A 26,943-nucleotide genomic window follows, 5' to 3' on the forward strand; every position below is an offset into this window, starting at 1 on the left:
GACCCCATGCCGAACTCAGAAGTGAAACGCCGTAGCGCCGATGGTAGTGTGGGGTCTCCCCATGTGAGAGTAGGGAATTGCCAGGCATCAAATAAAACAAAAGGCTCAGTCGAAAGACTGGGCCTTTTGTTTTATCTGTTGTTTGTCGGTGAGTGCTCTCCGGAGCAGGACAAATCCGCCGGGAGCGGATTTGAACGTTGCGCAGCAACGGCCCGGAGGGTGGCGGGCAGGACGCCCGCCATCATTGCCAGGCATCAAATAAAACGAAAGGCTCAGTCGAAAGACTGGGCCTTTTGTTTTTGTGTTTTGCGGCCAGACGCGCCGCCATCTTCCCCGGTGGCGCTGCGCTTTCCCGGGCTACAGACCCGTAGCCCGGGAAAGGCGCATCGCGCCGCCCCCGGGAAAATGACCATATCAATATAAATGAAAGGCCCAGTCGTGAGACTGGGCCTTTTGTCTTTCTGGCGGCTAAGCCAAAGGGAACGCATCCCGGCTGTAGCGTTTGTGGAGAGGTATCACTAACGCGTAAGCGCCACGATTCCTAACGTGAGACCGGCAACCGCTGCGGCCCCACCGGCGATTGCGCCAGCGGTTTCCCAGTTATCCTGAGTTGTGCCTTTTACACAGGTATTGGTATGCACCAGTCGGCCCTGCGAGTCATAGACCGGCACGCACGGGGAATCATGGGCACAGCCAGCAAGCAACGTTGCTAACAATGTCACTAATATTAATTTTTTCATGGTATTACCTCTAAATAACCGTTTGCAGTCAACGATGTCAACACATAACGGAATAGCTTATTTTACCACCGCAATGACCCAGGCCCGGAAGGGGAAATAATCTCAAATTATGAGCAGAGTAAATATCGTGAAGAGAAATGAGAAATAATGAAGAAAATATGTAGAAAGGGATATTTCAATGCGTCAGTCGGGGATGGGAATTAATATTTCTACTAACTTATTGTTCTGATAAATATAAAAAAAGGCGCCGCGTGGCGCCTTGATAATCATAGTCGATTATTCTGCGTGGCGGGTAAAGCGACGCCTTACAACCACAAAGAACACCGGCACGAAGAAGATGGCCAGCAGCGTTGCGGTAAGCATACCGCCCATCACACCGGTACCGACAGCGTTTTGCGCGCCGCTACCAGCGCCGTGGCTAATCACTAACGGCATGACCCCGAGAATAAAGGCTAATGAAGTCATTAATATAGGGCGCAGACGCATACGGGATGCTTCCAGGGTCGCCTCAATAATACCTTTGCCTTCTTTATCCATAAGGTCTTTGGCGAACTCAACAATAAGAATGGCGTTCTTTGCAGATAAACCAATAGTCGTTAACAGGCCAACCTGGAAATAAACGTCATTATTCAATCCTCTAAGTGAGGCTGCTAATAATGCGCCAATCACCCCTAATGGCACAACCAGCATAACTGAGAATGGAATAGACCAGCTTTCATAGAGTGCAGCCAGGCAAAGGAAGACGACTATCAGCGAAATAGCATATAGCGCTGGTGCCTGGTTGCCTGATAAACGTTCCTGATATGACAAGCCCGTCCAGTCATAACCAATACCCGCAGGGAGTTTACTGGCCAGTTGTTCCATCAAGGCCATGGCTTCCCCGGTACTCTTACCCGGAGCCGCTTCGCCGAGGATTTCCATTGAAGGCAGGCCGTTGTAACGTTCGAGACGCGGAGAACCATATACCCAACGTGAAGTAACAAATGCCGAGAACGGCACCATTTCACCGTTAGAACTGCGGACATACATGTTATTGATATCACCCGGCAGCATACGGAAACTGGCATCGGCCTGAACGTAGACTTTCTTCACGCGGCCGCGGTCAATAAAGTCATTCACATAATAGCCACCTAGCGCCGCTGATATCGTTTCGTTTATGTCGGATAACGAGACGCCAAGCGCCTGCGCTTTCTCTTGATCGACGTCGAGTTTGAACTGCGGCGTATCCTCAAGACCATTAGGACGAACACGGACTAGCTGTTCCGGATGCTGTTTGACCATCCCCAGAAGCTGGTTTCGGGCCTGAGTTAGCTGTGTGTGACCTAAGCCGCCCTGGTCAATCAACTCGAAGTCGAAACCGGTCGCGGTACCTAACTCGATGATGGCCGGCATGTTGAACGGAAAGACCATCGCATCTTTAATCTGACCAAATGCAGCGGTCGCGCGCTTGATAATGGCTTCAACCCCGTTTTGCGAACCGCTGCGTTCTTCCCATGGTTTCAGACTGACGAACGCCATACCGGAGTTTTGTCCTTGTCCGCTGAAGCTAAAGCCGTTAACGGTGAATACGCTTTCAACGTTAGCTTTCTCTTTCTGCAGATAGTAGTCGCTGACGGAGTCGAGCACCTTTTGCGTCCGCTCTTGCGTAGCGCCAGCGGGCAACTGAACCATGGTCAGGAATACGCCCTGGTCTTCATCAGGCAGGAAGGACGTTGGCAAGCGGACAAACAGCATCGCCATGCCGATAACGATCAGCAGATAGATAACCAGGTAGCGCCCGGTGCTGCGCAGGATCCCGCTGACGCTGTTGGTGTAATGGTTAACGCTTTGGTCAAACCTGGCATTAAACCAGCCGAAGAACCCCTTTTTGCCATGATGGTCTGCGGATGCTGGTTTTAACATGGTTGCGCACAGCGCCGGGGTCAGTACCAGCGCGACCAGTACAGACAGCGCCATCGCGGAAACGATAGTGATGGAGAACTGACGATAAATCGCCCCGGTCGAGCCGCCAAAAAAGGCCATCGGGACGAATACCGCCGAGAGCACCATGGCGATACCAACCAGCGCCCCCTGAATCTGCTCCATTGATTTCTCTGTGGCTTCAACGGGGGAAAGCTTGTCCTCGACCATGACGCGCTCAACGTTCTCTACCACCACGATGGCATCGTCGACCAGTAGCCCTATCGCCAGCACCATGCCAAACATGGTTAGCGTGTTGATGGAGTAGCCGAACATCGCCAGCACCGCAAAGGTACCCAGCAAGACGACCGGCACAGCGATCGTCGGGATAAGCGTTGCGCGAATGTTCTGCAGGAACAGATACATCACGAGGAAGACGAGGATAATGGCTTCAAACAGCGTTTTGACCACTTCGTGAATGGAGATTTTAACGAACGGCGTGGTGTCGTAGGGATAAACAACCTTCATCCCTTGCGGGAAGAAGGGCTGCAGCTCGGCAAGTTTCGCTTTGATCGCCGTAGCGGTATCTAACGCATTGGCGCCGGTCGCCAGCTTGATCCCCAAACCAGAGGCGGGTTTGCCATTAATGCGCGCGACAACGTTATAGTTCTCGCCGCCCAGTTCAATGCGCGCGACATCCTTCAGGCGAACCACGGAACCATCGGCGTTCACCCGCAGCGTGACTTTACCGAATTCCTTAGGATCTTTCAGGCGAGTCTGAGCAATGATCGAGGCATTAAGCTGTTGACCTTTAACCGATGGTGTACCGCCAAGCTGTCCGGCGGCGATCTGATCGTTTTGCACCTTCAGTTGGTTGATAACATCAACCGGCGTGAGGTTATATTTATTCAGCAGGTTGCCGTCGAGCCAGATACGCATGGCATATTGCGCGCCGAACAATTGTACATCGCCCACGCCGTTAAGGCGGCTGATAGGGTCTTTGATGTTAGAGGCAACGTAGTCGGAAATATCATCCTGGGTAGTGCTTGGATTATCAGAGATAAATCCGGCAACCAGCAGGAAGCTGCTACTGGATTTCTCAACGCTAATACCTTGCTGCTGTACTTCCTGTGGCAGCAGCGGCGTCGCCAGTTGCAGTTTGTTCTGCACCTGCACCTGGGCGATATCCGGATCGGTGCCGGATTGAAAAGTGAGCGTGATGGTCACGCTACCGGATGAATCACTGGTAGAGGACATGTACATCAGATTATCGATACCATTCATGTTCTGTTCGATAACCTGGGTGACGGTGTCCTGCACGGTTTGCGCATCTGCACCCGGGTAGGTTGCCGAGATGGCTACCGCGGGCGGCGCAATCGTGGGATATTGCGCGATAGGAAGCTGCATGATGGCGAGGCCGCCGGCAATCATCATGATGATCGCCAGCACCCATGCAAACACCGGTCGATGAATGAAGAACTTAGACATAGCGATTCATACCTTATTGTGCGGCGGAGGCAGCGGTATCTTCCGTCGCCTTCACGGTGACGCCTGGGCGAACCTTCTGTAACCCACTAACGATGACTTTGTCGCCGTTTTGCAGGCCGCTGGTGATTAACCATTTATCGCCTATCGCCTGGGCGGCGGTGACTTCTCGGTTTTCCACCTGGTTCTGCGCATTAACGATTAACACAGTGGCATCGCCGCGCGGCGTGCGGGTAACCCCCTGCTGCGGTACCAGAATCGCCTGCGGATTGACGCCTTCATCGATACGGGCGCGGACAAACATGCCCGGCAGAAGAGTGTGTTGCGGATTAGGGAATACCGCGCGCAGCGTAATGGATCCGGTGCTTTCATCGACGGTCACGTCAGAAAATTGCAGCGATCCCTTCAGGGAATAGGGTTGGCCATTTTCCATAATCAGCTGCACGCTTTTACTGTCATCACCGCGCTGCAGGCTTTCCTGTTTCAGGCGCATAAAATCGTTGCTGGATTCGGTTACGTCGACATAGATCGGATCGAGTTGCTGCACCGTCGCCATGGCGTCCGCCTGGCCGTTGGTCACCAGTGCGCCTTCGGTTACGCTGGATTTACCAATCCGCCCGTCGATGGGCGAGGTCACCTTGGTGTAAGCCAGATTGATACGGGCGTTTTCGACCGCGGCCTTAGCCGCCACGACATCGGCATCGGCCTGACGCGCGGTAGCGACGGCCTGATCGTATTCCTGCTGACTGATGTACTGCGTCCCAAGCAGAGGAACATAACGTTTCACCGTCAGATGGGCGATAGCCGCTGCGGCTTCGGCTTTTGCCTCGTCGCCTTTGGCGCTGTTCCAGGCCGCCTGGTAAGTGGCGGGGTCGATTTGATAGAGCGATTCACCGGCCTTGATATCGCTGCCCTCGACAAAGTTGCGTTTCAGGATAATACCGCTGACCTGAGGGCGAACTTCAGCGACACGGAAGGCCGACGTTCGCCCTGGGAGTTCAGTGGTGACGGAAAGCGGTTCGCTGTGCACTACATGTACGCTAACCTGTGGCGCCTGCGGTTGTGCCTGCTGGTTGCCTGAATTATCGCAACCGGTAAGCAACACGGCGGAGATAATTAGGCTGGATAAAAGAGAAACTCTGGCATGACTCGTCATTGCTGTTCCTTATAGATTACGGGCCGGATAGGGCGGCGAATCTGCGAAGAAATAATGAATATTAAAGCGGTTCGTTATCCTACAAATAAACATCGGTGGATGTAAGGAATAGTTATTTTTGCGCAATAAACAAGGCACGTAAAAACAAAAAAAAGGAGGTTGGTTTCGTTGCGTCTTCTTTAATATTTATTTTGTGAATGTATTCTTATTTTATATTTATCGCATGTATTAAATTATCGTGTAATTAAATGTCAGTATCTGCATTTTTGCTAAATAATATTTTTTATGGAATGCTAAATTGGCTTGTGTATCAGTCAATTCTGTATTCACCGTTAGGTAGCGAGTGGGAAAAGGTTATGGCCAGAAAAACCAAAGAGGACGCCTTAAGAACGCGTCAACTCCTGATTGAGTCCGCCATTCAGCAGTTCGCGCAGCGCGGCGTTACCAATACCACGCTGACCGATATCGCTGACGCCGCGGGCGTCACGCGTGGAGCGGTGTACTGGCATTTTTCCAGCAAGGCGGAGTTATTTAATGAGATGTGGCAGCAGCAGCCGCCGCTCAGAGAGCTACTGCCCCATCAACAGTGGGAGCTGGATAACAAAAATCCGTTAACTGGGTTACGTAAAAAATTTATTACCGGATTACAATATATCGCTGAGAATTCCCGACAGCAGGCACTGCTACAAATTCTTTATCATAAATGCGAGTTTACTAGTGACATGCTGCCGGAAAGCGAAATCCGCAAACGAATTGGCTTCAATTACGCCATAATCCGTGACGTCCTGCAGTGTTGCGTAAGAAATAGATTATTGCCGGCGGAAACAAATATCGAAATTACGTTGATAATATTACACGGCGCTTTTACAGGAATTATCAAAAACTGGTTAATGGATCCTGAACAATTCAATCTCTATCAGCAGGCGCCCGTGCTGGTAGACAATATTATGTCGGCGTTATCGCTGCAACAACCTGACCATAGCGTGTGGCCAATGGCTGCCGTGGGGCAGTAGTTCAGTATAAAAATCAGGTATAAAAAAAGGCGCTTCCCCATGCCGAAGAGCGCCTTTTTAATTCAGCAATTTACTGATTAATATCAGTTCATGCCGTATTTTTTCAGTTTCTTACGCAGAGTACCGCGGTTGATACCCATCATCAGGGCAGCGCGGGTCTGGTTACCACGGGTGTATTGCATCACCATGTCCAACAGTGGCTGTTCAACTTCAGCCAATACCAGCTCATACAGATCATTAACATCCTGACCATTCAGTTGAGCAAAATAGTTCTTCAGTGCCTGTTTAACCGAGTCACGCAGGGGCTTTTGAGTTACCTGATCCTGAGAGTTAACGGTAGAAACGGTCAGTACGTCAGAATTTACGCGTTGTTCGAACATAGTTCTGTCAGCTCTTTATTTCTATTACGCAAAATTTTCGAAGTATGCCTCCAACGCCTCCAGCTGTTCGCTGGCATCCTCAATGGCGTTGAATGTGCGCCGAAACTGGTCATTTGGAGCATGCTCCTGGAGATACCAGGAGACGTGTTTACGCGCGATTCGGTACCCTTTTGCCTGACCGTAAAAGTCATGCAGTTCCCGAACGTGCGCGCAAAGCAAGCGCTTAACCTCTGCCAACGGCAGGGGGGGCAGCAACTCCCCAGTGTCCAGATAATGCTGGATTTCCCGAAAGATCCAGGGTCTTCCCTGAGCCGCACGGCCTATCATGAGAGCGTCAGCCCCCGTGTAGTCGAGCACGGCTCTGGCTTTAAGCGGGTCAGTAATGTCGCCATTCGCGATAATCGGAATGGAAACTTTCTGCTTAACTGCCCGAATACTGTCGTATTCAGCTTCTCCGTTAAACAAGCAGGCGCGAGTGCGTCCGTGAATAGTCAGAGCCTGAATGCCACATTCTTCAGCCAGTTGGGCAATCTCTACACAGTTACGGTGTTCCGGTTCCCAACCGGTGCGAATCTTGAGAGTCACCGGAACGTCCACTGCCTTGACGACCGCGGTCAGGATTGACTTCACCTGATCGGGATACTGCAAGAGGGCTGAACCAGCAAGCTTACGATTCACCTTTTTAGCCGGGCACCCCATATTGATATCAATAATCTGGGCGCCGCTTTCCACGTTAATACGGGCGGCTGCGGCCATCTCTTCCGGTACGCTACCGGCGATTTGCACGGTACGAATACCGGGCTCATCAATGTGCACCATCCGTAACCGGGACTTGTCGCTCTCCCATACCTGCGGGTTGGAGGACATCATCTCGGAGACGGTTAAACCTGCTCCCATCTCGTAACACAGCGTCCTGAATGGTCTGTCAGTGATGCCAGCCATAGGTGCTGCGATCAGGCGATTTCTGAGCTGGTGGTGTCCGATGCGCATGAGTTAAGAAATGACCATACTGTGACTGCAAGGCGGCGTATATTACGCATTTTTTGCGCGAGATGAAAGGCCAAACTTTGACCAATCCTCTGTTACAGATCAATGAATCCAGGAGTAACGTAATAGCCATGAATAAATTATCATATTAATCATTATGTTATTACCAACGGGATAATTTGTGTCCAATTATAAAATCACAAAACTTCTCGATTTTTCTGAGATGAAGGCGATACGAGACGGGATAAAACGCTGTTTTTGTAGCCAAAAAAGGGCATCGTAATGCGATCCGGCTCTCATTTCCTGGCAATATTCGGCGGTTACTGGAAACAAAAATGCGGCCCGTAGGCCGCAGTCTTACTTAGTTTTTCTGTCCGGTAATTCGGCACCACTCCTCTTTCTCCACCACCGGGTCGAGGGTGAAGAGCGGGGCGTAGGCTTCGCAGACGCTTTCCGCCTGACTTGCCAGGATTCCGGAAAGGCCAAGCAGGCCGCCTGTAACCGGCAGGACGCTGATTAAAGGGGCCAGCTCACGTAACGGGCCTGCCAGGATGTTTGCGACCACCACATCGGCTTTCATGGCTTCTGGCTGATCCTGCGGCAAATACAGTTCAAGGCGTTCGGAGACGCCGTTACGCTGGGCGTTATCACGACTGGCCTGAATGGCCTGCGGATCGATATCAATACCGATAGCTTTGGCGGCGCCCAGCTTCAGCGCGGCGATCGCCAGGATGCCGGAACCGCAGCCAAAATCGATAACTGTTTTGCCCTGCAGGTCAAGGCCGTCGAGCCATTGCAGACACATCGCGGTTGTTGGGTGAGTGCCGGTACCAAAGGCCAGTCCTGGATCAAGCATCACATTGACTGCATTCTCATCAGGAACATCGCGCCAGCTCGGGCAAATCCACAGGCGTTCGCCGAAACGCATCGGGTGGAAGTTATCCATCCACTCGCGTTCCCAGTCTTTATCTTCCAGTTGTTCAATTTTATGCGCGAAGCCGGCGCCGAGCAGCGGATGCTGCTCAAGGATAGCAACCGCTTCGTTCATGTCGCTTTCTGCGTCGAACAGACCGATAACGTCGGTATCGCCCCACAAACGAGTTTCACCCGGCAGCGGTTCGAACACCGGCGTGTCGTGGGTGTCCTGGAAGGTAATCGAGACCGCGCCGGCCTCCATCAGCGCGTCGCTCAGTTCTTCCGCGTGAGCGCCGGTCGTATTCAGTTTTAGTTGGATCCAAGGCATGGCAAAACTCTTTATTTATCAGTAGTCATAATAGGGGCTGGTGGTACGGGTTGACCGAAGCGGTTCCCGACGACAAAAGCCAACAAACTTAGCAGCAGCGAGGGCACGATAGGGTGGAAGCCCAGGTACTGAATGTTAAACGTCGCGAGCACGGCATACAGTATGCCGCCCACTAACATCGCGCTGAGCGCGCCGGCAGCGTTTGCCCGCTCCCAGTAAAGGCCCAATACCAGCGGCCATAAGAACACGGCTTCCAGGCCGCCAAAGGCCAGCAGATTAAGCCAGATAATCATTTCCGGCGGCCGCCAGGCGGCCAGCATCATAAGTATGCCGAGCACTAAGGTGGCGATCGTTGAGATCCGCTTCAGCTTCTGCTCGTTACGCTTTTTCGTTGGCTGAGCGCTGAGCCACAGATCTTTAATGATCGTAGCCGATGCCTGCAGTAAATGGGCGTTAACGTTAGACATAATCGCGGCCATCGGCGCCGCTAAAAACAGCCCTGCGGCCCACGGCGGCAGCACCTGAACCATCAACGTCGGGATCACCTGATCGGGCACGGTGAGGCCCGGCAGGACGGCGCGACCAAGAGCGCCGGCGAGATGCATACCGAACATCAGAATCGCCACGACGATGGTGCCAATAACGATCCCGCGGTGTACGGCCTTGCTGTCTTTATAGGAGATACAGCGTACGGCGGTATGCGGCAAGCCGATGACGCCGAAACAGACCAGCACCCAGAACGAGGTCATAAAGGTTGGCGTGAGGATATCATCGGCGCCGTGGGGCGACACCAGCTGCGGGTCGATTTGCTGGAGTGTTTCTACCGCCTGATGCAGGCCTCCGGCGGCATGCACTACACCAACCAGCAGGACGATCGTTCCGATCAACATCACCATCCCTTGCATGGTATCGTTGAGTACGCTGGCGCGGAAACCGCCAAAAGCGGTGTAGAGCGCAATTGTGATACCAAATATCAATAGTCCTGTTTCGTACTTGATCCCGGCGGCGGTTTCCAGCAGGCGTGCGCCGCCGATAAACTGCACCGCGATGGCCCCAACAAAGGCCACCAGCAAGCTGACGCTGGCAATCCATACCACCGCGCGGCTTTGGTAGCGCGCCTGCAGCATATCGTTAAGGGTAATGGCATTGTAGCGGCGCGCCAGGATCGCGAACTTCTTGCCGAGGATCCCGAGAGAGAGCCAGATCGTCGGTACCTGGATCATCGCCAGCAGTACCCAGCCCAGCCCATATTTGTAGGCGGCGCCAGGGCCGCCGATAAACGAGCTGGCGCTAATATAGGTGGCGGTGAGGGTCATGGCTAATACAAAGCCGCCCATCGATCGGCTGCCGAGGAAATACTCGCTCAGGAAGTTCCCGGTACTGCGTTTACGCATCGCGTAAAGAGACAGACCGAAAACGACAAACAGATAAGCGATCAGCACCACGATAATCTCAAGCTGCATCGTTATCCTCCAGAGAGATATCGCGGAAGATAAAGCGCACCATCGCCCAGCACAGCAGAACGAACAGCAGCGGCACCAGCAGGCAGGCCAGTTCGAACCAGTGCGGCAGGCCGGTAAAGCCGATACCGACGCCAGGCAGATAGGCCGCAGCCAGCCACGCGGCAAGATAGAGAAGGGTCAGCCACAGCGCCCAGCGCGCTTCTTTATGGGCCTGAACAAATCTTTTGTCCATTTTTTGTCCCTTGAGGATGAAGAAAGCGGGGATTGTACCGCATGGAAAAGTCGAGGGGAGAGAAAAAGAAAAAAGGCCGGATTATCCGGCCTTTTGCAGCGAGTACAGGATTATTTTTCCTGCAGTCCGAGTTTTTTCTCCAGATAGTGGATATTGGTACCACCATGCTGGAAGTTCTCGTCGCTCATAATGCGCATCTGCAGCTCAACGTTGGTTTTGATGCCATCGATGATCAATTCCTGCAGCGCGTTCTTCATGCGGGCAATCGCCACATCACGGCTTTCGCCGTAGCAGATCAGTTTACCGATCATTGAGTCATAGTACGGCGGTACGGTGTAACCGGCGTAGATATGAGACTCCCAGCGCACACCAAAACCGCCCGGCGCGTGGAAGCGGGTAATTTTACCCGGGCTCGGCAGGAAGGTATTCGGGTCTTCGGCGTTGATACGGCATTCCACCGCATGGCCGCGAACCTGCACTTCTTCTTGCTTGATAGACAGCGGCTGACCCGCCGCGATGCGCAGCTGTTCTTTGATCAGGTCAACGCCGGTGATCATTTCGGTAACCGGGTGTTCTACCTGAATACGGGTGTTCATCTCAATGAAGTAGAACTCGCCGTTTTCAAACAGGAACTCAAAGGTACCCGCTCCGCGATAGCCGATATCCACACAGGCTTTCGCGCAACGTTCGCCGATGTAGCGACGCAGTTCCGGGGTAATGCCCGGCGCCGGCGCTTCTTCGACGACTTTCTGGTGACGACGCTGCATGGAGCAGTCGCGTTCCGCCAGATAGATAGCGTTGCCCTGGCCGTCCGCCAGCACCTGAATCTCGATGTGACGAGGATTTTCCAGGTACTTCTCCATATAGACCATGTCGTTGTTGAAAGCCGCTTTCGCTTCCGCTTTGGTCATGGAGATGGATTGCGCCAGTTCAGCGTCGCTGCGCACGACGCGCATGCCGCGACCGCCGCCGCCGCCGGAGGCTTTGATGATAACCGGGTAGCCGATGCGTTTGGCATGCGCGCGGTTAGCGTCCATGTCGTCGCCCAGCGGGCCATCAGAACCTGGAACGGTCGGAACGCCAGCTTTCTTCATTGCGGTGATGGCGGACACTTTGTCGCCCATCAGGCGGATAGTGTCGGCTTTCGGGCCGATGAAGATGAAACCGGAGCGCTCAACCTGCTCGGCAAAGTTAGCGTTCTCGGAAAGGAAACCGTAACCCGGGTGAATCGCTACCGCGCCGGTGATTTCCGCCGCGCTGATGATAGCCGGGATGTTCAGATAGCTTTTTACGGACGGAGCCGGGCCGATGCAGACCGTCTCATCCGCTAATAATACGTGTTTTAAATCGCGATCCGCGGTGGAGTGCACAGCAACGGTCTTGATGCCCAGTTCTTTACAGGCACGCAGGATGCGCAGTGCGATCTCGCCACGGTTAGCGATGACAATTTTATCCAGCATGTTCGCCTCGTTACTCGATGACAACCAGCGGCTCGTCGAATTCTACAGGTTGGCCGCTTTCGATCAGAATGGCTTTAACCACGCCGGCTTTGTCGGCTTCGATCTGGTTCATCATTTTCATCGCTTCTACGATGCACAGGGTGTCGCCCACGTTAACTTTCTGACCGACTTCCACAAAGGCTTTCGCGTCCGGGCTCGGGGTGCGGTAGAAAGTACCGACCATCGGGGAACGTACGATGTGACCACTGATTTCCGCTTTCGCTTCAGCGGCAGGTGCTGCTGCCGGCGCTGCGGCGGCTGGCGCCTGAGGCTGGGCGATTGGCGCAGCATAGGCTTGCTGCATTACCGGATAGCTAGCAGCCGGCGCTGCACGGCTGATGCGTACAGACTCTTCGCCTTCAGAAATTTCCAGTTCGGAGATGCCTGATTCTTCAACCAGCTCGATCAGTTTTTTAATCTTACGAATATCCATGAGTGGGTTCCGTACTCTTTGTTTAGTGTGTTTGTGACAGGCGTTTTACCGCCGTCTGTAAAGCGTATGAATAGCCGTCCGCACCTAATCCGCAGATCACGCCCGAGGCGACATCAGACAGATACGAGTGGTGACGGAACGGCTCGCGCGCATGCACGTTGCTCAGGTGGATCTCGATAAACGGGATACTCACGGCAAGCAGCGCGTCGCGGATGGCCACGCTGGTATGCGTAAACGCGGCCGGATTGATCAGGATATAGTCCACAGAGTCTTTAGCCTGATGAATTCGGTCGATGAGCGCGAACTCCGCATTGGATTGCAGGTGGTCGAGCGTCACGTTTAGCGCTTCCGCTTCTGCGGTTAAACGGTTAACAATTTCTGCCAGTGTTAGCGAACCATACTTCTCGGGTTCACGGCTGCCGAGCATATTAAGGTTTGGTCCGTTCAAAAGCAAAATGCGAAACTTGTCAGCCATTGTGCAGCTATCTCCTGCTAACCTCGGGTAAAAGACAAAATATACCTTCGATACGCGCTTGTCACCTTTTCAGGGTTCGAAAACCCCTTCAGGAAAACCAAAGTCGCACATTATAACGATTTCGTAGCAATTGGCAGCTAAATACTGGTCTTATCAGGGAAGATTATCAACCGCTATCGTAAAAAGAGTCGCGGTTGATAAACGTTATGCGGGGAACTGCACATATCCGGAGATTAGCGCCACCACTGGCGAAACTTCTTGTAGCGGCTGGCTAAAAGTACCGTTGCCAGCCCGGCATAAATCAGCGGCTGCGGCGATATAATCTTCACCGACCACAGATAATGTATAGGGGCGAGGATCGCCACCAGATAGACGAAGTTGTGCAATGTTTGCCAACGACGGCCTAATTTTCGTTGCATGTACTGGGTTGACGTCGCCGCCAGCGCCAGTAAAACCAACCAACTGATTAAACCAAGCGTGAGATACGGACGGTTGATTATCTCGGAACCGAGTAGCGCCAGATTGTTAATGCCGAGCTCCAGCAGCGTATAGCTGGTGAGGTGCAACGTGGCCCAGGCAAAGCACCATAACCCTAATAACCGGCGGGTGCGTATCAATAATGGCTGTTTAGCGTAGCGCGCCAGCGGCGTAATAAGCAAGGTGGCGAGCAAAAACTTCAGCGCCATCCGTCCGGTAAAATGCTGGATATCCTTTGCCGGATCGGCGCTGAAATAGCCCTGATGTCCGGCCCAGAACAGCCAGACAAGCGGTAAAAAACCGGCTAAATGCAGCGCAACTTTCAGCCAACCTATCTGTTTAACGCTCAGACGCACTAGAAATTCTCCCGTAAGTTAAGCCCGCGATACAGCGAGGCGACTTCCTCGGCATAGCCATTAAACAGCAACGTTGGCTGGCGTTTTACGTCGAGTACGCCGCCGGCGCCGATAAACCGCTCGCTGGCCTGCGACCAGCGCGGATGATCGACGTGCGGGTTCACATTGGCATAGAAACCGTATTCATCCGGCGCCGCCAGATTCCAGGTGGTCGGCGGCCGCTCGCGGGTTAATTCGATGCTCACGATAGATTTAATCCCTTTAAAGCCGTACTTCCACGGCACGGTCAGGCGGATGGGGGCGCCGTTTTGCGGCGGCAACGCTTTCCCATAGACGCCAACGCTCATCAGCGTGAGCGGGTGCATCGCTTCATCAAGGCGCAACCCTTCGACATAGGGATAGGCCAGGCCGCCGCCGATGAAGCGATCTTTTTGTCCAGGCATTTGTTCTGGCGCATACAGCGTTTTGAAAGCGACGTAGCGGGCGTTGCTGGTGGGCTCCACCAGCGCGAGTAGTTTATGCAGCGGGAAGCCGACCCACGGCACGACCATCGACCAGGCCTCCACGCAGCGCATCCGATAAATACGCTCTTCCAGCGGGAAACGACGGGTCAGGTCGTCGTGATCGAGCGTCAGGGGTTTGGCGACTTCGCCGCCGATGGTAAGCGTCCAGGGGTCAGTGCGCAGGCTGCCTGCGTTAGCGGCCGGATCGGCTTTATCGAGGCCGAATTCATAAAAGTTGTTGTAGCCGGCGACTTTATCTTCCGGGGTGAGGGCGAGCTTACTTTGCCATGCTGCGGGTTTATCAAAGGTCAGCGCCTTTCCGGCAGGCGCCGGCGGGCGATCGTGGCCTTTAAACCAATCGAGCAGGTCGGCATGGGCCTTCGTTGAGAGCGACATCGCCGTCGCGCCGATACCGAGCATTTTCAGCACCTGGCGGCGCTGCAGGTTAAATACCGATTCCGCCGTTACGTCGGCTTCCGTCAGTTTTCTGGTTTTCATGGCGTCCTCCGTCATACTTTTTCCTAAGCATGACGGAGGCGCAGCGCGATCGCGAATATGTCACGAAAAATTGCAGATTAGCCGATTTTGACCAGCGTACGTCCCTGGATCTGGTTGTTCATGATTTTGTCGGCGAAGGCCGGGGCATCGGCCAGGGTGATTTCGGTCGCGCTTTGCGCGTAAAAAAACTCCGGCAGATCGCGCACCAGCCGGCGCCAGGCTTCTGCGCGGCGCGCAGGCGGGGTCATTACCGAATCGACGCCCTGCAGGCGTACGTTGCGCAGGATAAACGGCATCACGGTGGTCGGCAGCGCGAAACCGCCCGCCAGGCCGCAGGCCGCGACGCAGCCGCCATAGTTCATCTGCGCCAGCACCTTAGCCAGCACTTTATCGCCGACGGTATCGATAGCGCCCGCCCAGATTTGTTTTTCCAGCGGACGGCTCTCAGCGAACTCGTCGCGGCCCAGAATACGCTGCGCGCCGAGGCTTTTCAGATAGTCATGGGTGCTTTCGCGACCGGAAACCGCCGCCACCTGATAACCCAGATGATGCAGCAGAGCGACTGCCGTGCTGCCGACGCCGCCGCTGGCGCCTGTTACGACGATCTCGCCATCCTGCGGACGCACGCCGGCGTCTTCCAGCGCCATCACGCATAGCATGGCGGTAAAACCTGCGGTACCGATCGCCATCGCTTTGCGTCCGTCGAGACCTTCAGGCATGGCCACCAGCCATTCGCCTTTGACGCGGGCGCGCTCGGCCAGGCCGCCCCAGTGATTTTCTCCCACGCCCCAACCGGTGAGTAATACCTGCTGGCCAACGTGAAAACGCGGATCTTCGCTGGCGTGGACGGTACCGGCAAAATCGATACCAGGAATCATCGGAAAGTTGCGGATAATTTTTCCTTTGCCGGTAATGGCCAACGCATCTTTATAATTGAGGCTCGACCAGTGAATATCGACAGTCACATCGCCTGGCGGCAACAGGTTGGCATCGATGTTTTGCACCGAGGAAAGGGTTTTGCCATCCTGCTGTTCTAAAATTAATGCCTGCATATGTGGTTCCTCGCGGTTTGAAGATTGGAAAAATTATTCTGCAGACTATACTCGCTAACGGCATTATTACGTGGATGTAACGCAATAAATTGCCAGATACGCCAGCTTTGGTAGTATGCGTCGCTTCAGAAAGTTAGTACTTACTTAAGAAAAAGTCTCAAAAGGGGCCCGAATGCCCATCGGGTAGTTATTCACACGCGGAGTTAACACAGGGATGCGATTAACGACGAAATTCTCAGCATTTGTTACGCTGCTCACCAGCCTGACGATTTTTGTCACGCTGATCGGCGCGTCGCTGAGCTTTTACAACGGCATTCAGATTAAGGTTGAGAATCGCGTACAGGCGGTGGCGACGATGCTGGATAGCCGCCTGGTGACCACCTCTTTTGAGAAGCTCGAACCGCAAATGGACGAGCTGCTCACGCCGGTAGAAGTCGAACATATTGATTTTCTGCTCAACGGCAAATCGCTTTACAGCCATACCCGCGGTGATAGTTACCGTCCGCTGGGCAGTAACAATCAGTATCGTGAAATGACGGTACCCTCGCTCAAACATCCCGGAATTTCGATTCGTCTGGTCTACATGGACCCGATGGTCAATTACTTCCGCTCGCTTCACGTCACCGCGCCGCTCTCCTTCGCCATCGGCTTCATGGTGCTGATTATCTTCTTTTCGATTCGCTGGATCCGCCGCCAGTTGGCGGGGCAAGAACTACTGGAGCTGCGCGCGCGGCGCATTCTCAGCGGCGAGCGCGGGCCGCAGGTGCGCGGTTCGGTTCATGAATGGCCGGCCAGTACCAGCAGCGCGCTGGATATGCTGCTCTCGGAGCTGCAGTTCGCCAGCGATCAGCGCAGCCGCATGGATACCCTGATTCGCTCCTACGCCGCCCAGGATTCCAAAACCGGCCTTAACAACCGCCTGTTCTTTGATAATCAACTGGCGACGCTGCTGGACGATCAGGAAAAAGTGGGGGCGCACGGTATCGTGATGATGATTCGCCTGCCGGAGTTTGATCTGCTGCGCGACAACTGGGGACGGGCGGCGGCGGAAGAGCATTACTTCACGCTAATTAATCTGCTGTCTACTTTTATTATGCGTTATCCCGGCTCGCTACTGGCGCGCTATCACCGTAGCGATTTCGCCGTCTTATTGCCGCATCGCACTCTTAAAGAGGCCGATAGTATCGCCGGGCAGTTACTGAAGGCGATGGATGCGCTGCCGTCAACGCGGGTGCTGGATAAAGACGACACGATGCATATCGGCATCTGCGCCTTCCGCAGCGGCCAGTCCACCTCTCAGGTGATGGAGCACGCCGAAGCCGCCACCCGCAACGCCGTGCTGCAGGGGAGTAATAGCTGGGCGGTTTACGATGATTCGCTGCCGGAGAAGGGGCGCGGTAACGTGCGCTGGCGAACGCTTATCGAGCAGATGCTCAGCCGCGGCGGCCCGCGCTTGTATCAGAAACCGGCGGTCATGCGCGATGGGCGGGTACATCATCGCGAGCTCATGTGCCGCATCTATGACGGTAAAGAAGAGGTGATTGCCGCCGAGTACATGCCAATGGTGCAGCAGTTTGGCTTAGCGGAAGAGTACGATCGCCTACAGATTACGCGTTTGCTGCCGTTATTAAGTTATTGGCCTGATCAAACGCTGGCCCTGCAGGTGACCGTGGAGTCGCTGATTCGCCCGCGTTTCCAGCGCTGGCTGCGCGATACCATGATGCAGTGCGAAAAATCACAACGTCGGCGGATTATTTTTGAACTTGCAGAGGCGGATGTTTGTCAATATATCGGCCGTTTACACCCGGTTATGCGGTTGATAAACGCGCTGGGCATTCGCGTCGCTGTGGTTCAGGCCGGGTTGACGCTGGTTGGCACCAGTTGGATCAAGCAGCTGGACGTAGAAGTGATCAAGCTGCATCAAGGGCTATCGCGCAATATTGAAAAACGCAGCGAGAACCAGTTACTGGTTCAAAGTCTGGTGGAAGCCTGTAAAGGGATGCCGGTACAGGTTTTTGCGACGGGAGTACGCAGTCGCAGCGAGTGGCAGGTGCTGTCGCAATGCGGCGTGACCGGCGGTCAGGGGGAATTTTTTGCCGCCTCACAGCCACTTGACACAAATGTGAAAAAATATTCGCAAAGATACTCGGTTTGATCTGCCGTTTGGCGTGATTTCACGTAGAATAACGCGCGCCATAGTAAAGGGGGTGTGCTTGTCTACCCGCCGGAATGTCGCAACTTACGCAAGACTGACCTTTGACAGGTACAAACAGAGCACGGAGCGCAGCTGATTTATTCAGCGCCGAAGGGACTTCGTAAATGTTTGTAACAAAGGAAATGAACTGCACTAATTTTCACCGTAGCAGATGATTTTTGCGCCTTGTCGCTGCTGCGTGTGGTTGGTAAAGTAAGCGGATTTTGTTTTCCGCCCCAGCTTTCAGGATTATCCCTTAGTATGTTAAAAAAATTTCGTGGCATGTTTTCCAATGACCTGTCCATTGACCTGGGTACCGCGAATACCCTTATTTATGTAAAAGGACAAGGCATCGTATTGAATGAGCCTTCCGTTGTGGCCATTCGTCAGGATCGTGCCGGTTCGCCGAAAAGCGTTGCCGCTGTAGGTCATGAAGCGAAGCAGATGCTGGGCCGTACGCCGGGCAATATCGCGGCGATTCGCCCGATGAAAGACGGCGTTATCGCCGACTTCTTCGTGACTGAAAAGATGCTGCAACACTTTATTAAACAGGTGCATAGCAACAGCTTTATGCGTCCGAGCCCACGCGTGCTGGTGTGCGTGCCGGTTGGCGCGACCCAGGTTGAGCGTCGTGCTATCCGCGAATCCGCGCAGGGCGCTGGCGCTCGTGAAGTCTTCCTGATCGAAGAGCCGATGGCGGCCGCGATCGGCGCAGGCTTGCCGGTTTCTGAAGCGACCGGTTCTATGGTTGTTGATATCGGCGGCGGTACTACCGAAGTCGCAGTTATCTCCCTGAACGGCGTGGTCTACTCTTCTTCCGTACGTATCGGCGGCGACCGTTTCGACGAAGCCGTGATCAATTACGTGCGCCGTAACTACGGTTCCCTGATCGGCGAAGCAACCGCTGAGCGTATCAAACACGAAATCGGTTCCGCTTACCCGGGTGATGAAGTACGCGAAATCGAAGTGCGCGGCCGTAACCTGGCTGAAGGCGTTCCACGCGGCTTCACCCTCAATTCCAACGAAATCCTCGAAGCGCTGCAGGAGCCGCTGACCGGCATCGTCAGCGCCGTTATGGTCGCGCTGGAACAGTGCCCGCCGGAGCTGGCATCCGATATCTCCGAGCGCGGTATGGTCCTGACCGGCGGCGGCGCGCTGCTGCGTAACCTTGACCGTCTGTTAATGGAAGAGACAGGGATCCCTGTCGTAGTTGCAGAAGATCCACTGACCTGCGTCGCTCGTGGCGGCGGTAAGGCGCTGGAAATGATCGATATGCACGGCGGCGACTTGTTCAGCGAAGAGTAGTCAGCCTGAAGGTCTGGGGCAGCTTAAGGGCTGCCTCTGGTCTTTACTGACACGAGAATACGCATAGCCTATGAAGCCAATTTTTAGCCGTGGCCCGTCGCTACAGATTCGCCTTATTCTGGCGGTTTTGGTGGCGCTTGGCGTCATTATCGCCGACAGCCGCCTGGGTACGTTCAGCCAGATTCGAACGTACATGGATACAGCCGTCAGTCCTTTCTACTTTATCTCAAATGGTCCCCGGGAACTGCTCGACAGCGTATCGCAATCGCTGGCGACCCGCGATCAGCTCGAACTCGAAAACCGCGCGCTGCGTCAGGAACTGCTGTTGAAAAACAGCGATCTGCTGATGCTGGGTCAATACAAACAAGAAAACGCCCGTCTACGTGAGCTGTTAGGCTCGCCGCTGCGTCAGGATGAGCAGAAGATGGTGACCCAGGTTATCTCGACGGTTAACGATCCCTACAGCGATCAGGTCGTTATCGACAAGGGCAGCGTCAATGGCGTTTATGAAGGCCAACCGGTCATTAGCGACAAGGGCGTTGTCGGCCAGGTGGTGGCGGTAGCGAAAATGACCAGCCGCGTGCTGCTCATTTGCGATGCGACCCATGCCTTGCCGATCCAGGTGCTGCGTAACGATATCCGCGTCATTGCTGCCGGTAACGGTTGTACTGATGATTTACAGCTTGAACATCTGCCGGCGAATACCGATATTCGCGTCGGCGATGTGCTGGTGACCTCCGGGCTCGGCGGACGCTTCCCGGAAGGGTATCCGGTTGGGGTAGTCTCCTCGGTACGTCTGGATACTCAGCGTGCATACACGGTGATCCAGGCCCGTCCGACCGCCGGACTGCAGCGTTTGCGCTATCTGCTGCTGCTGTGGGGCGCCGATCGCAACGGCGCTAACCCGATGACTCCGGAAGAGGTGCACCGCGTTGCCAATGAGCGCCTGATGCAAATGATGCCGCAGGTGCTGCCTGCGCCTGATGCGATGGGGCCGCAGATGCCGGCGCCGGCGACAGGCCTGACGCCGCCGCCGTCCGCGCAACCTCTGCCAGCAGGGGGGCAATAGTGGCAAGTTATCGTAGCCAGGGACGCTGGGTTATCTGGCTCTCGTTTCTTATTGCGCTATTGCTGCAGATTATGCCCTGGCCGCAGGACATCACCGTCTTCCGGCCAAACTGGGTGTTGTTGATTCTGTTGTACTGGATCCTCGCGCTGCCGCACCGGGTTAACGTCGGTACTGGATTTGTGATGGGGGCGATTCTCGACCTCATCAGCGGTTCGACCCTCGGCGTACGTGCGCTGTCGTTAAGTATTGTTGCCTATCTGGTCGCTTTAAAATATCAGCTGTTCCGTAATCTGGCGCTCTGGCAACAGGCGCTGGTGGTCATGCTGTTGTCTCTTGCCGTTGATATCATTGTTTTCTGGGCAGAGTTTTTAGTGATCAACGTCTCTTTCCGTCCGGAAGTGTTCTGGAGTAGTGTAGTAAACGGTGTGCTCTGGCCGTGGCTATTCCTGCTAATGCGTAAAGTGCGTCAGCAATTTGCGGTTCAATAAAGGTTGATATGACAACTCTGTATCTGGCTTCTGGTTCCCCGCGTCGGCAGGAACTGTTAACTCAGCTTGGTCTCTCTTTCGAACGTCTGGTTCCGGGTATTGAGGAACGACGCGGCCCGCAGGAGAGCGCTGCGCATTACGTTGCGCGTCTGGCGCGAGAAAAAGCGCTGGCTGGCGTGGCGATGGCGCCGCGCGATCTGCCGGTGTTGGGCGCGGATACGATTGTCATTCTTAACGGCGAAGTGCTGGAAAAGCCGCGCGACGCCGGGCACGCCGCAGAAATGCTTCGCATGCTTTCCGGAAAAACCCACCAGGTGATGACCGCGGTGGCGTTGGCGGATAAGCAGCAAACGCTGGATTGCCTGGTGGTGACGGAAGTGACCTTCCGTCTGCTCTCCGAGCAGGATATCGCTACCTACGTAGCCAGTGGCGAACCTTTAGATAAAGCAGGCGCATACGGTATTCAAGGGTTGGGTGGTTGTTTTGTCAGGAAGATAAATGGCAGCTATCACGCCGTAGTCGGCTTACCGCTGGTGGAAACGTATGAGTTGCTGAGTAACTTTAACTCACTGCGTGAAGAAAAGGGATAAAGATGACGGCTGAATTATTAGTTAACGTAACGCCATCCGAGACGCGCGTCGCGTATATCGATGGCGGGATCCTGCAGGAAATTCATATTGAGAGAGAAGCGCGGCGCGGAATCGTAGGCAATATCTACAAAGGTCGTGTCAGTCGTGTGTTGCCTGGAATGCAGGCGGCTTTTGTAGATATTGGCCTGGATAAGGCCGCCTTTCTGCATGCTTCCGATATCATGCCGCACACCGAGTGCGTGGCGGGTGAAGAGCAGAAGCAGTTTACCGTTCGCGATATTTCCGAGCTGGTGCGTCAGGGCCAGGACCTGATGGTGCAGGTGGTGAAAGACCCGCTGGGTACCAAAGGCGCGCGTCTGACCACCGACATTACCATACCTTCCCGCTATCTGGTCTTTATGCCGGGCGCTTCGCACGTCGGCGTATCACAGCGTATTGAAAGCGAGGCCGAGCGCGAACGTCTGAAAAGCGTGGTTACCGAATATTGCGACGAGCAGGGCGGGTTTATTATCCGCACCGCGGCGGAAGGCGTGCATGAGCAAGAGATGGCGGCGGATGCGGCCTACCTTAAGCGCGTCTGGACCAAAGTCATGGAGCGCAAAAAGCGCAACCAGACCCGCTATCAGATGTATGGCGAGCTGGCGCTGGCCCAGCGCGTGCTGCGCGATTTCGCCGACGCTCAGCTTGACCGCATTCGCGTGGATTCGCGCCTGACCTACGAGGCGCTGCTGGAGTTCACCGCGGAATACATTCCGGAAATGACCAGCAAGCTGGAACATTACAGCGGCCGCCAGCCGATTTTCGATCTCTTTGACGTTGAGAACGAAATCCAACGCGCGCTGGAGCGTAAAGTCGAGCTGAAGTCAGGCGGCTATCTGATCATCGATCAGACCGAAGCGATGACCACCATCGATATCAATACCGGGGCGTTTGTTGGCCACCGTAATCTCGACGACACCATCTTCAATACCAATATTGAAGCCACGCAGGCTATCGCGCGCCAGCTGCGTCTGCGTAACCTGGGCGGCATTATCATCATTGATTTTATCGATATGAATAATGAAGATCATCGTCGTCGGGTACTGCATTCCCTGGAGCAGGCGCTGAGTAAAGACCGGGTGAAAACCAGCATTAACGGCTTCTCGCAGCTGGGGCTGGTCGAGATGACCCGTAAACGCACCCGCGAAAGCGTGGAACATGTGCTGTGTAACGAGTGTCCTACCTGTCATGGGCGCGGCACGGTAAAGTCGGTCGAAACGGTCTGCTATGAGATCATGCGCGAAATAGTTCGTGTGCATCATGCGTATGACTCAGACCGCTTCCTGGTCTATGCTTCACCTGCCGTCGCGGAAGCGCTGAAAGGGGAAGAGTCCCACGCGCTGGCGGAAGTCGAAATCTTTGTCGGCAAGCAGGTCAAAGTGCAAATTGAGCCGCTCTATAATCAAGAGCAGTTCGATGTGGTAATGATGTAATCATTCAGCCTGTCGCTCCCGATGGCGTCGGGGGCGGTAAACAGGCGGGCTGAAGGATAAAGCGTAACAGGCTGACAAGGAGAGATGCGTTGAGGCGATGGCCCGGGATATTACTGCTCACCGTGGCAACCGTGGTGGTGATTGTTGCGCTACTGGTGAGTGGCCTGCGTCTGGCATTGCCGCAGCTAAATAACTGGCGTCCCCAACTGCTGGAGAAAATTACCGCGGTATCCGGGGTCGCGGTTGATGCCTCGCAGATCAACGCCAACTGGGAAAACTTCGGCCCGACGCTGGACGTTCGCGATATTAAAGCCACCTTGAAAGACGGTGGCGAAATGACGATCAAACGGGTTACCCTTGCCCTCGACGTCTGGCAAAGTCTGCTACATATGCGCTGGCAGTTCCGCGACCTGACCTTCTGGCAACTGCAAATTCACACCAATACCCCCATCCAGACTAACGACGACGGCGCCAGCCTGAAGACCGATCGCATCAGCGATCTGTTCCTGCGCCAGTTTGACCACTTTATTCTCCGTGATAGCCATTTGAGCTTCCTGACGATTTCCGGCCAGCGTGCTGAACTGGCGATCCCACAGCTGACCTGGCTTAACGGTAAAAATCGCCACCGCGCCGAGGGGCAGCTGAGCCTTTCGAGCCTCACCGGCCAGCACGGCGTCATGCAGGTGCGGATGGATTTACGTGATGAGAACGGCCTGCTTAACAAGGGGCGCCTCTGGTTACAGGCCGACGACATCGACGTTAAACCCTGGCTCGGGCGCTGGATGCAGGACAACATCGCCCTGCAGAGCGCGCGCTTTAGTCTCGAAGGCTGGATGACCATCGATAAAGGCGATGTCGCCAGCGGCGATGTATGGCTGAAAAAAGGCGGCGCCAGCTGGCAGGGCGATAAGCATCTGCATCAGCTGTCGGTGGATAACCTGACGGGGCATATCACGCGTGAAAATCAAAGCTGGGCATTTCACATCCCCGATACGCGGATCTCGATAGACGGCAAAGCCTGGCCGCGCGGCGAGCTGGCGATGGCGTGGATTCCGGCGCAGGAAGTGGGTGGCAATAACAATCAGCGCAGCGATGAGCTACGCATCCGCGCCAGCAATCTCGAGCTTGGCGGGCTAACCGGTCTGCAACCGATGGCCGATAAGCTGGCGCCGAGCTTTGGCGAAGTGTGGCGAACCACCCAGCCGAGCGGCAAAATCAACCTGTTGGCATTGGATATCCCGCTGCAGGCAACGGAAAAGACCCGTTTCCAGGCCGACTGGAGCGATCTGGCGTGGAAGCAGTGGAAGCTGTTGCCGGGAGCCGAGCACTTCTCCGGCAGCCTGAGCGGCAGCGTGGAAAACGGCGAACTGCGCGCGCATATGACCCAGGCGAAAATGCCTTATGAAACGGTCTTTCGCGCACCGCTGGAGATAGCCCAGGGCGATGCGACTCTAAGCTGGGAGAAGAACAGCAAGGGCTTTATGCTGGATGGCCGCGATATCGACGTGCAGGCGACCGGCGTTCGCGCGCGCGGCGGCTTCCGCTATCTGCAGCCAGCAGGCGATGAGCCGTGGTTAGGCATCCTGGCGGGTATCAGTACCAACGATGGCGGCCAGGCGTGGCGCTATTTCCCGGAAAATCTGATGGGCAAAGCGCTGGTGGATTACCTGAGCGGCGCAATTAAGGGCGGCCAGGCCAGCAATGCCACCCTGGTTTACGGCGGCAACCCACATCAGTTCCCCTATGAGCATAACGAAGGCCAATTCCAGGTCTCGGTACCGCTGAAGAACGCGACTTTCGCCTTCCAGCCGGACTGGCCGGCGCTGACCGGACTGGATATCAACCTTAACTTCGTCAATAACGGCCTGTGGATGAAGGCGGATAAAGCGATGCTGGGCAACGTTACTGCCAGCAACCTTGACGCGGTGATCCCCGACTACTCCCATGAAAAACTGTTTATCGATGCCGATGTTAACGGCCCTGGTAAAGAGGTCGGCCCTTATTTCAAACAGACCCCGCTGAAGGATACGCTCGGCTCGGCGCTGGATGAACTGCAGCTTGATGGTAATGTGAGCGCTCGCTTACATCTTGCTATCCCGCTTGATGGCGAGATGACCACCGCCAAAGGCGATGTACGGCTGAAAAATAATGATCTGTTTATCAAGCCGATTGACGCGACGCTGAAGAATCTCAATGGTCAGTTCAGCTTTGAAAACGGAGATTTAAAAAGCGGGCCGCTAAGTGCGACCTGGTTTAATCAACCGTTGAACCTCAATTTCACCACCACTGAAGGGGCGAAAGCCTTCCTCGTTGACGTCGGCATGAACGCTAACTGGCAGCCGACGCGTACCGGCCTGCTGCCGAAAGCGGTCAATGATGAACTCAGCGGCAGCATCCCCTGGGACGGCAAAGTGGCCATTGAGTTACCGTATCGCGGTAGCGCGAGCTACAAAGTCGATATCAACGGCGATCTGAAAAATGTGAGTAGTCACTTACCTGCGCCGGTGAATAAATCGGCGGGTGAGCCGTTGCCGGTGAAAATCAACGTGACCGGCGGCTTAAGCAGCTTCGATTTGACCGGCAACATCGGCAGCAAGAACCACGTCAATAGCCGCTGGTTACTGAATAACAAGCTGACGCTCGATCGGGCGATTCTGACCTCCGACAGCAAAGCGATTCCGTCGCTGCCTGAAGCATCAGGCGTCGAGCTCAACATGCCGGCGATGGATGGCGCGCAATGGCTGGCGTTGTTCCAGCAAGGCGCTGTCAACGAAGTGAGCAGTAATATGGCTTTCCCGGAGCGCGTGACGCTTCGTACACCGTCGCTGGCCTTCGCCGGGCAGAACTGGAATAACGTCAGTCTGGTCTCTCAGCCTGACGGTAGCGGCTCGAAGGTGGAGGCGCAGGGGCGTGAAATCAATGCCACGTTGACGATGCATAAGAATGCCCCCTGGCTGGCAGCTATTCGCTACCTCTATTACAACCCTTCCAGCGATAACAGCGGCACGGCGAAAAAAGAGAGCGGCCCGCTGGCTGATACCCGTCTGGATTTCCGCGGCTGGCCGGATTTACAGCTGCGCTGTAAAGAGTGCTGGCTGTGGGGGCAAAAATATGGACGAATCGACGGTGACTTCGATATCAAGGGCGATACGCTCACCCTTAGTAATGGCCTGGTGGATACCGGATTTGGCCGACTCACTACCGATGGCGTCTGGGTAAATGCGCCAGGCGGCGTACGTACCTCGCTGAAAGGCAAGCTTCATGGCAATAAAACGGACGACTTCGTCAACTTCTTCGGTGTCTCGACGCCGGTGAAAGGGTCGTCGTTTGATGTCGATTACGATCTGCACTGGCGCGCGCCGCCATGGCAGCCTGATGTCGCTTCGCTGAACGGGATCCTCAAAAGCCGCCTCGGCAAAGGCGAGTTTACTGACCTGAGCACCGGTCATGCCGGTCAGTTGTTAAGGCTATTGAGCGTTGACGCGCTGCTGCGTAAGCTACGCTTCGATTTCAGCGACACCTTCCAGGAAGGGTTCTGGTTTGATTCGATTCGCAGTACGGCGTGGATTAAAGACGGCGTGCTGAATACGGATGATACGCTGGTGGATGGGCTCGAAGCCGACATCGCGATGAAAGGTTCGGTCGATCTGGTGCGTCGTCGTCTAGATTTACAAGCGGTGGTGGCGCCGGAAATTTCGGCCACCGTCGGCGTAGCGGCGGCATTCGCCGTCAACCCGATCGTCGGCGCGGCGGTGTTTGCCGCCAGCAAGGTGCTTGGGCCGCTGTGGAACAAAGTGTCGATTCTGCGCTATCGCATTACGGGTCCAATCGATCAGCCGGAAATCAATGAAGTGCTGCGCCAGGCGCGCAGTAACAAAAAGCAATGATTTGACGAGTACGGGGAATTATCGCACTCTCAATAGAGGGCATTTTA

Annotated in this window: 22 protein-coding genes and 1 rRNA gene; 9 read left to right on the forward strand and 14 right to left on the reverse strand. The window is 54.8% G+C overall.

The genetic code is table 11. From position 1 onward, the window contains the following. Positions 1-86: ribosomal RNA gene (gene rrf / locus AC2CGP_RS23655) — 5S ribosomal RNA — on the forward strand; the annotation flags it as partial. Positions 87-518: 432 nt separating this feature from the next. Here rrf and AC2CGP_RS23660 read toward each other — a convergent pair. From AC2CGP_RS23660 to AC2CGP_RS23670, 3 genes are all read right to left on the reverse strand, one after another. After that, entirely contained in the window at positions 519-740 is a 222-nt protein-coding gene (locus AC2CGP_RS23660; RefSeq protein ID WP_015369447.1) for a hypothetical protein, read from the reverse strand. Between the two features lie 276 nt (positions 741-1,016). Beyond that, the gene (locus AC2CGP_RS23665) at positions 1,017-4,127 is read right to left on the reverse strand and encodes an efflux RND transporter permease subunit (RefSeq protein WP_213198813.1); all 3,111 of its coding nucleotides are present in this window, start codon (positions 4,125-4,127) and stop codon (positions 1,017-1,019) included. Positions 4,128-4,140: 13 nt separating this feature from the next. Then, on the reverse strand, positions 4,141-5,280 hold the full coding sequence (locus AC2CGP_RS23670) for an efflux RND transporter periplasmic adaptor subunit (RefSeq protein ID WP_015369449.1): 1,140 nt from the start codon (positions 5,278-5,280) through the stop codon (positions 4,141-4,143). Between the two features lie 356 nt (positions 5,281-5,636). Here AC2CGP_RS23670 and envR point away from each other — a divergent pair, with 356 nt between their 5' ends. Continuing rightward, the gene (gene envR / locus AC2CGP_RS23675) at positions 5,637-6,293 is read left to right on the forward strand and encodes an acrEF/envCD operon transcriptional regulator (protein ID WP_045362589.1); all 657 of its coding nucleotides are present in this window, start codon (positions 5,637-5,639) and stop codon (positions 6,291-6,293) included. An 83-nt stretch (positions 6,294-6,376) separates the two neighbouring features. Here the strand turns inward: envR and fis are convergent, their stop codons facing one another. From fis to acuI, 11 genes are all read right to left on the reverse strand, one after another. Continuing rightward, entirely contained in the window at positions 6,377-6,673 is a 297-nt protein-coding gene (gene fis / locus AC2CGP_RS23680) for a DNA-binding transcriptional regulator Fis (protein ID WP_000462905.1), read from the reverse strand. A gap of 24 nt (positions 6,674-6,697) precedes the next feature. Then, positions 6,698-7,663, reverse strand: coding sequence for a tRNA dihydrouridine synthase DusB (gene dusB, locus AC2CGP_RS23685; RefSeq protein ID WP_015369451.1), 966 nt, complete (start codon positions 7,661-7,663; stop codon positions 6,698-6,700). A 358-nt stretch (positions 7,664-8,021) separates the two neighbouring features. Further along, on the reverse strand, positions 8,022-8,903 hold the full coding sequence (gene prmA, locus AC2CGP_RS23690) for a 50S ribosomal protein L11 methyltransferase (protein ID WP_015703628.1): 882 nt from the start codon (positions 8,901-8,903) through the stop codon (positions 8,022-8,024). Between the two features lie 11 nt (positions 8,904-8,914). Beyond that, positions 8,915-10,366: a sodium/pantothenate symporter gene (gene panF, locus AC2CGP_RS23695; RefSeq protein ID WP_015369453.1), complete on the reverse strand. Its 1,452-nt coding sequence runs from the start codon at positions 10,364-10,366 to the stop codon at positions 8,915-8,917. Then, positions 10,356-10,598 (reverse strand): DUF997 family protein, encoded by a 243-nt coding sequence (locus tag AC2CGP_RS23700; protein WP_015369454.1) that lies wholly within the window; start codon positions 10,596-10,598, stop codon positions 10,356-10,358. Before AC2CGP_RS23700 ends, panF begins: the two co-directional genes overlap by 11 nt. A gap of 110 nt (positions 10,599-10,708) precedes the next feature. Further along, complete coding sequence (gene accC, locus AC2CGP_RS23705) at positions 10,709-12,058, reverse strand: acetyl-CoA carboxylase biotin carboxylase subunit (RefSeq protein ID WP_015369455.1); 1,350 nt, start codon at positions 12,056-12,058, stop codon at positions 10,709-10,711. Between the two features lie 10 nt (positions 12,059-12,068). Next, positions 12,069-12,530, reverse strand: coding sequence for an acetyl-CoA carboxylase biotin carboxyl carrier protein (gene accB / locus AC2CGP_RS23710; RefSeq protein WP_015369456.1), 462 nt, complete (start codon positions 12,528-12,530; stop codon positions 12,069-12,071). A 22-nt stretch (positions 12,531-12,552) separates the two neighbouring features. Then, positions 12,553-13,005 (reverse strand): type II 3-dehydroquinate dehydratase, encoded by a 453-nt coding sequence (gene aroQ / locus AC2CGP_RS23715; RefSeq protein WP_015369457.1) that lies wholly within the window; start codon positions 13,003-13,005, stop codon positions 12,553-12,555. 233 nt (positions 13,006-13,238) lie between these two features. Beyond that, positions 13,239-13,838, reverse strand: a complete 600-nt coding sequence (msrQ, locus tag AC2CGP_RS23720; protein WP_015369458.1) for a protein-methionine-sulfoxide reductase heme-binding subunit MsrQ — start codon at positions 13,836-13,838, stop codon at positions 13,239-13,241. Then, entirely contained in the window at positions 13,838-14,839 is a 1,002-nt protein-coding gene (gene msrP / locus AC2CGP_RS23725) for a protein-methionine-sulfoxide reductase catalytic subunit MsrP (RefSeq protein WP_015369459.1), read from the reverse strand. Before msrP ends, msrQ begins: the two co-directional genes overlap by 1 nt. 77 nt (positions 14,840-14,916) lie before the next feature. Next, a complete protein-coding gene (gene acuI / locus AC2CGP_RS23730) occupies positions 14,917-15,891 on the reverse strand; it encodes an acrylyl-CoA reductase (NADPH) (RefSeq protein WP_015369460.1) in 975 nt (324 codons plus the stop codon). A 214-nt stretch (positions 15,892-16,105) separates the two neighbouring features. Between acuI and csrD the strand changes: the two genes are divergently transcribed. The 7 genes from csrD to yhdP all read left to right on the forward strand — a co-directional run bounded on the left by csrD (position 16,106) and on the right by yhdP (position 26,896). After that, a complete protein-coding gene (gene csrD / locus AC2CGP_RS23735; RefSeq protein WP_015369461.1) occupies positions 16,106-18,046 on the forward strand; it encodes an RNase E specificity factor CsrD in 1,941 nt (646 codons plus the stop codon). Positions 18,047-18,346: 300 nt separating this feature from the next. Beyond that, entirely contained in the window at positions 18,347-19,390 is a 1,044-nt protein-coding gene (gene mreB, locus AC2CGP_RS23740) for a rod shape-determining protein MreB (RefSeq protein WP_002918653.1), read from the forward strand. Positions 19,391-19,460: 70 nt separating this feature from the next. Beyond that, a complete protein-coding gene (gene mreC, locus AC2CGP_RS23745) occupies positions 19,461-20,459 on the forward strand; it encodes a rod shape-determining protein MreC (protein ID WP_015369462.1) in 999 nt (332 codons plus the stop codon). Then, a complete protein-coding gene (mreD, locus tag AC2CGP_RS23750) occupies positions 20,459-20,947 on the forward strand; it encodes a rod shape-determining protein MreD (protein WP_015369463.1) in 489 nt (162 codons plus the stop codon). Before mreC ends, mreD begins: the two co-directional genes overlap by 1 nt. 8 nt (positions 20,948-20,955) lie before the next feature. Further along, positions 20,956-21,537, forward strand: a complete 582-nt coding sequence (locus AC2CGP_RS23755; protein WP_015369464.1) for a Maf family protein — start codon at positions 20,956-20,958, stop codon at positions 21,535-21,537. Positions 21,538-21,539: 2 nt separating this feature from the next. Further along, on the forward strand, positions 21,540-23,009 hold the full coding sequence (gene rng, locus AC2CGP_RS23760; protein WP_015369465.1) for a ribonuclease G: 1,470 nt from the start codon (positions 21,540-21,542) through the stop codon (positions 23,007-23,009). Positions 23,010-23,098: 89 nt separating this feature from the next. Continuing rightward, on the forward strand, positions 23,099-26,896 hold the full coding sequence (gene yhdP, locus AC2CGP_RS23765) for an AsmA2 domain-containing protein YhdP (protein WP_086630568.1): 3,798 nt from the start codon (positions 23,099-23,101) through the stop codon (positions 26,894-26,896). The last annotated feature ends 47 nt before the right edge of the window (positions 26,897-26,943 follow it).

The sequence above is a fragment of the Klebsiella sp. SYXHC3 genome (genome assembly GCF_057196925.1).